The organism is Slackia heliotrinireducens DSM 20476, from assembly GCF_000023885.1.
Taxonomy (GTDB): domain Bacteria; phylum Actinomycetota; class Coriobacteriia; order Coriobacteriales; family Eggerthellaceae; genus Slackia; species Slackia heliotrinireducens.
In genome coordinates, this window is record NC_013165.1 from 2,446,090 (window position 1) to 2,457,519 (window position 11,430).

Sequence of the window (11,430 nt, forward strand, 5' to 3'; positions counted from 1 at the left end):
TGGGCTACTTCATGATTTACGTTAGACGGGTTCCTGATTTCAGGAACCCGTAAAACGGAAGGGCCGATGGCGACCGCGCGCAGGACGGCGGGCTGGCGCTTCCTCCTGGCCGACCCCGAGTACATGGAGCACCTCGTTGCGGTCTTTCTCGACGGCTCGCTCGTGATTTGGCGCGAATCGGGGCAGCTCGTGTTCGGCGCCCTGTTCAGCCTGAAGGAATCGCTCTACTACTCGGACGACAAGGCGGCCTCGATAAGCCGGCGCACAGTGTTCCTGCATGACTACATGGCCAGGAAGCGCCCCGAGATCGCCGACGACCCGGCTGCCGCCTGCGCGGAGACCGGCTACCCGCCCGACGCCTACAGCGCGATGGCGGGGATAGAGGCCCGCGATATAAGGAAGACCAGGGATTCAGAGGAAGGAGCGTTGAGATGAGGTACGTGCTCAGGTTCTTCAAGTGGCTTTTCAGGGCCGTCGCGAGGTTCATGTGATCCCGGGCGCACCGAGCCGGGAAGGGGGCTTCTGGCTGCCGTCCCTTGCGCGGGGCCGTCACGCCCGTGCTGTGCCAAGCGGGGCTAGGCCCCGGTTGGGCCGCCCCTTCCCCTCGCGCAGAAACCCGGTCAGAGCCTCCTCCCAAGGTACGCCTGCAGGACGCGCGCGAACTCTTGCGGGCGCTCCTTCTGGGGCCAGTGCTTGCATCCCTCCATCAGGTACACTTCGCAGTCTGGGATCTTCTCGCCGGCAAGGATGGCGCCTTCCACGGGAACCGCCCGGTCGAGCGCGCCGTGCACGAGGAGCGTGGGCACAGCGATTTCCTGGAGCCTCCCGAACAGGTCGGTGGCGAGGCCCGTGGGCGTGATCTCGCTTCGCTGGAAGGACACGAAAGGCCTGCCCGCGCCGGGCTCCCGGATTGCCTCCAGTATCTCGTCGACCAGGCCGTCGCCCACCCTGGACTTGTCGCCGAACAGGCTGTATTCCAGGGAGAACCTGATGACGGACGGATGCTTGCCCGCCCATGCGTACAGGTTGTCGTTTATCCTGGAGTGGACGAACCAATGGGTCAGCCGGTGCCAGGGCAGCCTGTCGAACAGACCCCACGCGTCGACCGGCACGAGGGCCCTGACGAGCTCCGGGTAGGCCAGCGCCATGTTCAGGCATATGCCGCCGCCTAAGGACAGCCCGACCAGGACGACCGGCTCGCCGCCGAACGCCTCGACCACGCCCTTCACCGCCTCGGCGTAGAACGCCAGCGTATACTCGCCGTCTATTCGGTCGCTCGTCCCGTATCCCGGCAGGTCGGGCGCGATGACCCGGTACCGCCCGGACAGCAGCGGGATCACCTCCCCCCAGGAGAGCATCGCCGAGTCCACGCCGGCGCCGTGCAGCAGCACGATGGCGTCGTCGCCGCCCCCGGCGCAGTGGCACGTCACGCCCACCCCGTTCGCGCGGATGCGCATTTTCTCGATCCGGCCGCCCATCCAGGCTACCCTCCTTCTCCTCCGGCAATCACGGCTTCACATGGCGCGATAAACGATCTCGATTCTTTGACAGTACCAACCCCAGCCCACGAACGCAAGCCGGCGCCCGGCGCCTCGCCCGAGCCGGTCCGCGCGTGCGGGCGGGTTAACGCATGCGCTCCCCCAAGCCAGGTCAGCAACCCTTAGATGGCGCGTCCTCCGCCACGAATTCGGGAATGAGCGCAGCACCAGCGAAAACGCCGTCACGAACCCCAGAGAGGGGCTGCGCGCACGTAGTTTTACGGGTTCCTGATTTCAGGAACCCGTAAAACACAAAGCAATCGGAATATGTTTAAGCAGGAACCGGTAATACGAAACATTGCGTTGGGGCATTAGCGCATTTACCGGCTTCTGCGCGCCCGTTTTTCCTTTTCCATTCCGCCTACCGCAGCTCTACCCCATCCGCGTTGTACCAGATAAAGCCGTTTTTCGCACAGTAAGCGTCGATCTGTTTTGACAGCGTGCTGTCTGCCCTGTATTCCAGCAAGTAAACGGACAGACCGTATTCTTTCGCTTTAGAAAGATACTCCTGAAAATACTCCGTGTCCGCTTCCGACTGCTGACCGTAGGTTTGATTTGTGAAATCTATACTGGTAAATACCGTTTCCTGATTGATTCCGTCGAACAGCGACAGGGCTGTGTCTTCTTCCATACATCTTGAGACAAAAGGATCGCCCCCATTAATAATTAACGGCAACCCATAGCTCTTCAGACCCTTCATGATCGTACAAAGCCCTTGAAAAACATCATCTTCTGGAAAATGATAATAGACATCGGTATTGTCAAGAAAGAACCCGTCCAGTCCCATGGCCGCATAGTCTTTTCCAAGCCCGTCAATGACAAAGTTCTGCCATAGAGGGGACGATACATCAATCCATCGCTCATCCGGCCAGTCTTCGTAGATGCCAAGAAACAAATCCTGAAAGCGATCGTAATAGGGGCGGAATTCCTCGATAGCTCCGACGTTGATGTAGCCGTAAACCGTCTTCCCTTCTGCATGCAGCTTGTCGATCTGTTCGGCGGAAAACGCGGAAGGCTCAATGACGACAATGTCGTACTTGTCCAACCTATGCATTTCTTCACTGTCGATGCCAAGGAAGACGCCGTATTCTTTAGGCTGTGTACTGCATCCGACAAGCAATATGGCCAGACAGAACATGACCAATAGAATCCTTTTCATGCTGCTCATGCGTTATATCCAAAAGTACGAAAGAATCCCCAAGCCGAATATGTCTCCTATCGCATGGGCGATAAAGAAAGGCAGTAGGTTCTTGTCCTTTGACCGGCGGTACAGCAGGTACATAAACGCACCGAACAGCAGCCCGATTCCAAGAGCCGAAAGCATCCCCTGATAGGTATGGAAACTAACCCTGATCAGCAGAGAGAACGGAACGGCCCACTTCAGGTGTTCTTTCCTCACCGCAAGGCAGATGCCGAGGAAATAGAGTTCTTCATATACGCCGTTGAGCAGAGCGTATATGACACCGGACACCGTTTCGCCTCCGAAGAAAGCACCGATCGGCCCTGGAAACGGGAGGACGCCTGCCAGTGGGTCGGTCAGCAGGAAGTAGACGTCAAGCAGAAGTGCTGCGGCTAGGAAGATCAGAATACCGCAACCGGCAGCCTTCAAGTCGAAATGTATCGTCCATGCTTTGAAATCGAATCGGCGTAGCCACAGATACAGCAGGGCAAGGAGCAGAAGCCCCGCCTGCAGCGCCAGTGCGCCATAATTGTCCGCAGCGGAAAATGAAAGGTTGTCACCAACGGTCGTCGCACCCCGCATCAACGCGATATACGACACGGTTGAGGTGTAGATGCCCTCGCCCCACATAATCAAAGTAATGACGAGAATATCGAACCATCTCAGATGGCTGATTTTTTCTTTGTTCCGACGATGAGAAAGCAACTGTAAATCCTCCTATGTACGTTCAGCTGCGACGTTTTGCCCCCATTTTCCGGCTAGCAGCAACAACATGATGATGACCTCCGCAACCTGCAAAAGACCCATCAGGATCGCATAGACGGGAATCTGCTGCGTTGCTCCGCTGAACAGGATGTAGTCCCATAAAAAGTGCATTACGATCAGGAGATGGATGTTCCTGGTGTAGTCGAACATAAGCACATAGAACAGCCCAGCTACAAAGGTTGCAGCAATCTGCATAAGAACCTGCGGCGCCGGTAAACCTCCAAAAATATTCACCGCGTGAAGGAGGCTGAAGCATGCAGCGGAAATCAGAAGCGGTTTTGTGAAGCTTTGGCCCTGGAACAGCCCGAGCAGTCGGATGAAAAGAATTCTGCGGAACATGGTTTCTTCCGCCACGCCAACAAGCAGCATTGCCGCGAGCGGAGCCATGAACGCATTAGTAAAGCTACCGTTTGTCAGCAGGAAGTATAGCGCCATTGCCGCAAGAGGCAGGAACACAATCAGGAACAACGACAGCCTGCCGCGTTCTTTCCACGGAAGGGCAAGCCGTTCTCTTTGGGCAAACAGGCAGATTAGAGCACCGGCTGCCAGAACCGCAAGGAACGGAAGCATCGCATTTGCATACCCGTCACCACCGTACTCTATATGATAGCCGTGATATACGATGTAGTTGGACAAACCCATCCCTGAAATATACAGGAGAGGCCAGAGCAAAACCGCAAGTACTCCTTTTTGCTGCTCGTAATCCATTTTCCTCATGTCGGTTTCTTTTCGCTCGCTTCGCTTCGGCGGCACAATACCCTGTGCATGGAGTTGCAATTATCAGAATCATGGATAATGCAATCTCGTTGGGGTGTGCTGCTATTCCAATGTCGTGGGTCGGGGTTAGGAACGGAATTAAAACGGGATCAATGCAGAATACGTTTCTAGTAAACGCGACCAATGCCGTCAATGCAATGGGCGCCGCTTGAACAAGAATGGGAGAAAGCCCGAATAATGATTTTCGCTTTCTTTATCCCTTCCTGCGCTCAAACTCAACCTCGATTCCATTGCCCGCTTTCAGCTCAAGCCGGTCATCGTCGCATAGCTCCTTTATCAGCGGAAAACGGGCGGGGTCGGTGCCGTAAACGATCTTGTCGATTCCTGCAATGCCATTCGGATGCACAAAGTCCACAGGCTTTGGGTCGGTAGAAAAATAAGTCATCAGAAACGGCACATCAAGAGCTGCAGGAGAAACAATCCGAAACCGCAAGTCCCTGCCGTGCGTATCAATTCGGCGGCTTGGCATCCCACAGCTTTTGATTCCGTGTTTCTGTAAAATGGCGACCTCTCTTTTTAGATCAGTCTCGTAGTTCTCAAAGGCAAGCTCGCAATATCCAAGACCGCAGGTATCGAGACGTTGCAGCCTGTCAACAAGCGCCCCTTTCCCCAGCAGACGCATAAGGACCTTTGCCGCACCTGGCATTCTCGATCCATCCAAAAGCTCTATGTAAGGGCCTTTGGAGAAATAAATCAAAGCGTTGATCGGGTTCTTCTCTTTGCCGTACTCAACGGCAAAGCCCTTATCTCTGTATTCCTGAACGGCTTTGTCAAGCTGCTCCACCTTCAAAATCACATGGCTTAATTTCATAGACGAATCCTCCGGCTTATTCTTCAAAACAAATACCTGCGTTGCGATCTCTTCTGGCGGAAATAAGCCAGCAGATTGTCAAACACAACCCCTGAACCTTAGCTCCGGATAAGCTCAGGGCATGTCTCCTGGAGGATTTGCAGGAAGTCGTGGCCTTCCGGGTCATCCTCCCAGGCAATCCACGAAGCCACGTTTTCCATGAGCCAATCCTGCTGGGCGAGATGCATCATAGTCGGAATCTGGGCGGCGAACTGCGTCTTACGGTTCTCGGCCTGCCAGGTGCCACGCCCGATCCTCACGTTCCCACGCGGTTCCACGATGCGCCCGGCACAGTCGTGCAGCTCGTCGGGGTCATATCCGTTGCGAATCGACCTCTCCTCATCGAACTCGAGGCTGAACCGCCAAGGCGTCGCACTTTCCATGCCTTCTTCCTCTCTCTTCAACCATCGAGATCCGGAGCCATAACCGGTGTTGTCGGTGTTGTCGCAACCAATGCGCGTGACGGGGTTTTGATACTACCATCACGGTAATCGGAAAAAACAAAACAGTTCGGTGCCATCTCGCCATACCATGCGCCCCGTGCGGCTGGCTTTGCCCTCCATGCACAGAGCAATACCGTTTGTTATCGCGTAGGAAGCTGGCAATCAGCCCCGTCATACGCTGTTTTCCCAAGACGCGACTAACGCATCAATAACCCCACTTGCCAGGCACGGGATGTCGAGCAGAGACGACGGCGTCCCCAAGACACCGCACCAACGAGCTGATAAACATGAGGCTTGAATCGGCAGACCCGCTGCTCGGTCTTCAATTGCATATGGTTGTTCCAACCGCAAACGGAGGCGGACAACGAATCGGTCGCAACCTCGGCAAGACGTGTTGGCTCAGGTTTGAAGGGACTCCAGCCAGCCTTACTTTTTCGATTCTGGAAGCATATCGATATCTTCGAATCTGACCAGCGCAGACAACGGGCAGCCGCTCCCACCGTCGACAGCGAGAGAAACACCTACGAGGCCATCCTCGGGCGCAAGCGAGACAATGTCCCCTTCTAGTCCTGCGAACGTCCCTCGCCCAACACGTGCACGCCTGCCCACGATTAGAACCGATTCGGTTTCGCTGCCCTTACGGCAAAAGACAACCGCACGAGCCTCATTGGGGCCCATGCCGTCATCCCGCACGACGCCGAGGGAATCCGACCCTTTCAGGCCGTGCTCACGCATGCGCTGTCGCGAGATCCGCCACTGCGCCACATGCGCTTGACCCTCGCTAGACGCAAGGTCATAGTCGCAGGCGGCAAGCTGCTTGCGAACCAAATCGACGGGCTGCCAGAAGCAATTCGCCACATCCAGCACCGTCACCATGTCTTGGCGCAGCTCGTCCAAAACATACGCATCCGGCTGATCAGACGGTGGCGCACACCGGTTCACCAGGACCACATGCCTGTCTTCGGCGCCTTGCTGGGTTCCCGCTACGTACATCGCTGTTTCGACGTCGCATTCAACGTCGAACTCCACGCCGACGGCTTTGCTTTTCAGCCCCGTGCACACGAACGCCTCGTACAACTGCGCTTCTAGGGCGTTGCACGCCTCGGCCAGGCGTTTGAAGTTGCTCTTGTCGTAGCGCTTCCAATCGCGCACGTCCATTCGTTTGCGGGGCTTGAAGTCGTCGGAAGCGGTGTCCTCCGTTTTCGGGCGCACGTTCTCAAGGGGCATCAAATACTGAAGCTTCACAAGGCGCGGCAAGCCCGCCGGCCACGCTTCTTCGTTTTGGGCCGACGCGATCCTTGCAAGGCCGTACTCGAGGTCGAACGCCTCAATGACGCCCCGAACTGGGCACTCGAGCACAGGCCACCCTTCTACACGAACAGTCTGACCGAGTGCGAGCCATGCATATTCACCATCAGGCATGGCTTGCGTGTGCGCCTTAACGGCCCGCACCTCGTCCGAGTCTGAGCCACTGCCCCAAACGACGTCGATCACATCCGCCATTGCCAGACGCCGTCCGAGACGCTCCCAAGCGGCTATCCGTTTGTCCAGCCAAGACGAACGCCCCCGAGAATCTAGCGGAGCATGCCGCAGGAAATCGGACACCTCGCTCACCGGCACTTTGAACGTATTGGCCAGCTCGGTCACTGTGACCAGGTCTTTTTTGACTTGTTTAACTAAATAGCTGTTTTCGAGGATGCTGGGCGGTAGTTTTCTGTTCAGTATAAGCGCATGTTCGGGCGGCACATGCGTGCCCAGCACGTACAACGCCGTAAGCTCGTCGCATTCGAGCATGTCCACGATTCGACGGAACTCGTCGGGATCCACCGTGGGCGCCAAGGGGTTAATGTCAAGCAGACACGAATTGAAGAGCTCTGTATATTCGCAATCTGCCACAAAACCACCCATCCGTTGGATTGAAAAGGCGAAATGTTTGAGCCGCTGGCACATGTTCCAACGGCTCAAGCGTCGTAAACGAGTTTACGTCTATGCGAAGATTTCGCGCTCCACCACCAGGTTGTTCTTGATGTGGCCCACCAGCTTCTGCAGCGCGTCGATGCAGCGTGGGCGGATGTCGGCACCGATGAGCACATACATAAGCGAATCGCCTACGTTGCACACGCCCTCGTTCAGCCACACGCGCACGTAATACACGCCGTCCCAGGTCAGAGCCTCTTCAATGGCCTTCTGCAGGCCTTCCTCATCATACGAGAAATCCACCTGGACCACTTCGCCCAAGCCCTCGACGCCTTCGCGCACCTGTTTTTTCGGAGTGGCGCGCACCACGCCGTTATGCGTGAGATACATGCCGCACTGTGCAGCTTTCGGATCCTGCTTGGCCTCTTTCAGCCACTGATCGATGGACGGTTCTTGTTTAGCCATAACTCGCTCCTGTTCAGCTTGTTGTTTCAGCCACGCTATGTCGCACAATGCAGGACGGCGTGCTGAATTGCTTTTCTAACGGTTGGACCGCCTACGCCAGATAGCCCAGCACGGTTTCGGTGTCGACCACACGGCTGTCGTAGCAGCGGGAGAAGTACTCAAGGCCCGCCTCCTGGGTGCCGATGAGGAACGTTCCCGTGGCATCCGCCGCAACAATGGTCTTATACCCCAGGAAATACGCCCCTGCCAGCGTCTGCAGAACGCAGATGTTGGTGTCGCACCCTACAGCGATAATGGTGTCGACACCCAGCTCGCGCAAGGAAATGTCCAAATCGGTCTGGAAGAACCCGTTGTAGCGCCGCTTCGGGATAATGCGGTCGGTAGGCTGCACGTCAAACTCATCCAGAGGAAGGCTGCCCTGGGTGTTTACCATGCCGTGTTCGCCCCATAGCGTGAGCTCAAGATCGACTTCCGGCAGGTGGTTGTCATCAGAGAAGATGACAGGCACGCCCTTGGCACGAGCCGCCTTTACGATGCGGACGGCATTTTCGGCCATGGTTTCCAAACCGGGAACGGTGCCTTCGTTACCGCCAAGTATGTCGATAACGAGCACGGCAGTTTTGCTCAGGTCGATTTCGTTGGACTGCTGCCAAGCAGTCTTTTGAGGAACAGGCAGATACGGCATGACTCAACCTCCTTACATTTTTTAAGCCATTCTACGCCCATCTGGAACAATGCGGACAACGAAACGGCAACCTGCGAAACTCTACATTTTGTTCGATTGACAAGAGCCTTTCTTGCTGCAACAATGATACCACAAAAACACGAACAAACGTTCTTTATTTTAGGAGGTTTTTCATGACGGAACGCGTTGTTCTGCACGTTGATATGAACGCGTTCTATGCGTCGGTCGAGCAGCATAAAAATCCATCCCTCAGAGGCCGGCCCATAGCGGTCGCAGGCAATCCAGAGCGCCGCAACGGCATCATCCTTGCGAAAAGCCGCGAGGCGAAAGCGTGCGGGGTCAAAACGGCCGAGGCCTTATGGCAGGCGAAGGAGAAATGCCCGGATATCATCTTCGTACCGCCTGATTACCGATCCTACCTGCGGTATTCTCGCTTCGCCAGGCAGATTTACTACCAATATTCCGACCAGGTCGAACCTTTCGGATTGGATGAAAGCTGGATCGAGCTCACCCATACGCTGCACCTCCATGGCGGAGATGCCATGCTCGTTGCGGAAGAAATCAGCGAACGCATCAAAGCGGAGCTGGGGCTTACCGTATCGGTAGGTGTGTCGTTCAACAAAGTGTTCGCCAAGTTCGGAAGCGACACCGATCCGGGCGACGGCATCATGCGTATAACTCCGCGCAACTTTCGAAGCATCGTATGGCCGCACCCGGTCGATGAGCTCATCTACGTAGGGCGCGCCACCAAATCGAAGCTGAACTCCTCTGCGGTATTCACCATCGGGGATCTGGCCTGCGCCTCCGACACGCTGCTGCAGCGGCGGCTTGGCAAGATGGGCGGCATCATCAAGATGTTCGCAAATGGCCAGGACATAAGCCCCGTCAAGGTTATGGATCCCGCGAAAGCCGATGCGGACTATGCCATCAAATCCATTGGCAACGGACTCACGGCACCGCACGACCTCGTGACCGAACGAGAGGCGAAAGCCCTCATATACTTGCTATCCGAATCGGTTGCGCAGCGGCTGAGGGAATGCCGGATGCGGGCGCGCACCATCGCCATCAGCGTCAGAGGGCATGACCTGCTGGGCTACACGCGGCAGGCGCCGCTGCCTGCTCCCAGCAACATCACCGAAGAGCTTTCCCGCGCGGCGTTCGCCCTGCTTCGAGCGAACGAACCCCTCGACCGTATCCATCCCGTGAGGGCCTTGGGCGTGCGGGCGTGCAACCTGGTTTCGGCCGACCTTCCTGTACAGGAAGACCTGTTCGGCGATGTGGCGGCCCGGGAATCGCTTGAGCGGTTAGACGCCACCATCGACGACCTGCGACGGCGTTTCGGAAACGGATGCGTGAAACGCATGGTGGAGCTTTCGGACGAAGCCATGGCTGGCCTCGATATCAAACGGGACAACATCATCCACCCCGTCGGGTTCTTCGCGCCCGACGCCCATAGCAGGAGCGCCTCATGAGTGCGCGGGGCGTCATGCGACGCGAGAAGCACTACGTGGCAGTCAACGCCCATTTCGATGCGAACGGGCGGCTTATGCCGGAATCCATCGAGTGGGACGACGGCCGCGTGTTCGGCATCGACCAGGTGAAAGACGTAAGGCGGGCGGCATCCCTTAAAACAGGCGGCGACGGCATCCGCTACACCATTCGTATCGGCGAGCGGGTCACCTACCTGTTCTTCGAGGACCCTCGGTGGTTTGTGGAGGAGAAGGTGGTCGAATTGCCTTGATTCCCGAAACTGCGGCAAACGACCGCAGCATCAGACAAATATGCGCGACGGAAAGCTCCGCCGCGCATCATATCGACATGCGCCTTACGAGGCATGTCCTCGCAGCTCTTCGCAAAGCGCCAGGTCGCCAAGGGTTTTGGATTCGATCTGGCGGATGCGTTCCCGGGTCACGCCCAGTTGATCGCCAATCTGAGCCAAGGTTCGGGGCTCGCCGTCCACGATACCGAAGCGCAGCTCGATGATCTTGCGTTCCCGTTCGGGAAGCCGGCTCAGCGCCGACGCCACATCGTCGCGCAGCATGGCTTCGGCCGCCGCATCGAAAGCATCCTCGGAGTTTCGGTCCTCGATGAAGTCGCCTATTTCACTCGTCTTATCGTCGCCCACAGGCGTTTCGAGGGACAGCGGCTCGGATCCCAGCTTTAAAAGCTCGACCACGCACTGCTCGCTTATGCCTAGCCTGTCGGCAATTTCAGCAGGGCTGGGATCGCGCTCGAGTTCGTCTGCAAGCTCATGTTGGACACGAACCACCTTGTTCATAAGTCCAACCACGTGCACGGGCAGCCGGATGGTTCGGGCCTTATCGGCAATTGCCCGCGTTACCGCCTGACGAATCCACCAGGTTGCGTACGTGGACAGCTTGAAGCCCTTCGTGTAGTCGAACTTCTCCACTGCGCGAATCAGACCGAGATTGCCTTCTTGCACCAGGTCAAGCAGGGGCAGGCCGCGTCCCCTGTACTTTTTGGCGATCGATACCACCAAACGCAGGTTTGCGGCCACCAGCTTGTCTTTCGCCTCTTGGCCGGCACGTTGCACGCGCAGGAGCTTCCGACATTCGCGTCGATCGACTTCGACGGACCCCTCGTTCATCTGGGCAAGGGCCGCTTCAGCCGCAAGCCCTGTTTGGTACTTTTTGGCCAGCTCGACCTCTTCAGCCGGCGTGAGCAGGTCGACCTTGCCGATGTCGCGCAGATACATGCGGATGGAATCCCCCACCACATTGACCTGGCGAGCATGTTCGTTTCGCGCCATGACGCCCTCCTTCCGTCGGTGTTGAATCGGTTTCGGCCGA

At 56.9% G+C, this 11,430-nt stretch carries 13 protein-coding genes; 3 read left to right on the top strand and 10 right to left on the bottom strand.

Features of this window, described 5'->3' with window-relative positions; translation table 11 throughout:
- Positions 1 to 66: 66 nt before the first annotated feature.
- Entirely contained in the window at positions 67 to 435 is a 369-nt protein-coding gene (locus SHEL_RS10835) for a hypothetical protein (protein WP_012799318.1), read from the top strand.
- Between the two features lie 185 nt (positions 436 to 620).
- On the opposite strand, the gene SHEL_RS10840 is transcribed toward SHEL_RS10835, so the two are convergent.
- The 9 genes from SHEL_RS10840 to SHEL_RS10880 form a co-directional block, all read right to left on the bottom strand.
- A complete protein-coding gene (locus SHEL_RS10840; protein ID WP_012799319.1) occupies positions 621 to 1,478 on the bottom strand; it encodes an alpha/beta fold hydrolase in 858 nt (285 codons plus the stop codon).
- A 421-nt stretch (positions 1,479 to 1,899) separates the two neighbouring features.
- Positions 1,900 to 2,706: a glycoside hydrolase family 191 protein gene (locus SHEL_RS10845; protein ID WP_041422569.1), complete on the bottom strand. Its 807-nt coding sequence runs from the start codon at positions 2,704 to 2,706 to the stop codon at positions 1,900 to 1,902.
- A 3-nt stretch (positions 2,707 to 2,709) separates the two neighbouring features.
- Positions 2,710 to 3,423 carry a CPBP family glutamic-type intramembrane protease gene (locus tag SHEL_RS10850; RefSeq protein WP_012799321.1) on the bottom strand — a complete coding sequence of 238 codons (714 nt, stop codon included), beginning with the start codon at positions 3,421 to 3,423 and terminating at the stop codon, positions 2,710 to 2,712.
- A gap of 12 nt (positions 3,424 to 3,435) precedes the next feature.
- Positions 3,436 to 4,200: a CPBP family intramembrane glutamic endopeptidase gene (locus SHEL_RS10855; RefSeq protein ID WP_012799322.1), complete on the bottom strand. Its 765-nt coding sequence runs from the start codon at positions 4,198 to 4,200 to the stop codon at positions 3,436 to 3,438.
- Positions 4,201 to 4,453: 253 nt separating this feature from the next.
- Positions 4,454 to 5,071, bottom strand: coding sequence for a VOC family protein (locus tag SHEL_RS10860; protein WP_012799323.1), 618 nt, complete (start codon positions 5,069 to 5,071; stop codon positions 4,454 to 4,456).
- A 98-nt stretch (positions 5,072 to 5,169) separates the two neighbouring features.
- Positions 5,170 to 5,493, bottom strand: a complete 324-nt coding sequence (locus tag SHEL_RS10865) for a hypothetical protein (protein ID WP_012799324.1) — start codon at positions 5,491 to 5,493, stop codon at positions 5,170 to 5,172.
- A 486-nt stretch (positions 5,494 to 5,979) separates the two neighbouring features.
- The gene (locus SHEL_RS10870) at positions 5,980 to 7,449 is read right to left on the bottom strand and encodes a hypothetical protein (RefSeq protein WP_012799325.1); all 1,470 of its coding nucleotides are present in this window, start codon (positions 7,447 to 7,449) and stop codon (positions 5,980 to 5,982) included.
- 90 nt (positions 7,450 to 7,539) lie between these two features.
- On the bottom strand, positions 7,540 to 7,935 hold the full coding sequence (locus SHEL_RS10875; protein WP_012799326.1) for a molybdenum cofactor biosynthesis protein MoaE: 396 nt from the start codon (positions 7,933 to 7,935) through the stop codon (positions 7,540 to 7,542).
- Positions 7,936 to 8,026: 91 nt separating this feature from the next.
- A complete protein-coding gene (locus SHEL_RS10880; RefSeq protein WP_012799327.1) occupies positions 8,027 to 8,620 on the bottom strand; it encodes a cysteine hydrolase family protein in 594 nt (197 codons plus the stop codon).
- Positions 8,621 to 8,793: 173 nt separating this feature from the next.
- Between SHEL_RS10880 and SHEL_RS10885 the strand changes: the two genes are divergently transcribed.
- Both SHEL_RS10885 and SHEL_RS10890 read left to right on the top strand, forming a co-directional pair.
- The gene (locus SHEL_RS10885) at positions 8,794 to 10,092 is read left to right on the top strand and encodes a Y-family DNA polymerase (protein ID WP_012799328.1); all 1,299 of its coding nucleotides are present in this window, start codon (positions 8,794 to 8,796) and stop codon (positions 10,090 to 10,092) included.
- On the top strand, positions 10,089 to 10,361 hold the full coding sequence (locus SHEL_RS10890; protein ID WP_012799329.1) for a hypothetical protein: 273 nt from the start codon (positions 10,089 to 10,091) through the stop codon (positions 10,359 to 10,361). Before SHEL_RS10885 ends, SHEL_RS10890 begins: the two co-directional genes overlap by 4 nt.
- 84 nt (positions 10,362 to 10,445) lie before the next feature.
- Here the strand turns inward: SHEL_RS10890 and SHEL_RS10895 are convergent, their stop codons facing one another.
- Entirely contained in the window at positions 10,446 to 11,390 is a 945-nt protein-coding gene (locus tag SHEL_RS10895) for a sigma-70 family RNA polymerase sigma factor (RefSeq protein ID WP_012799330.1), read from the bottom strand.
- Between the last annotated feature and the right edge of the window lie 40 nt (positions 11,391 to 11,430).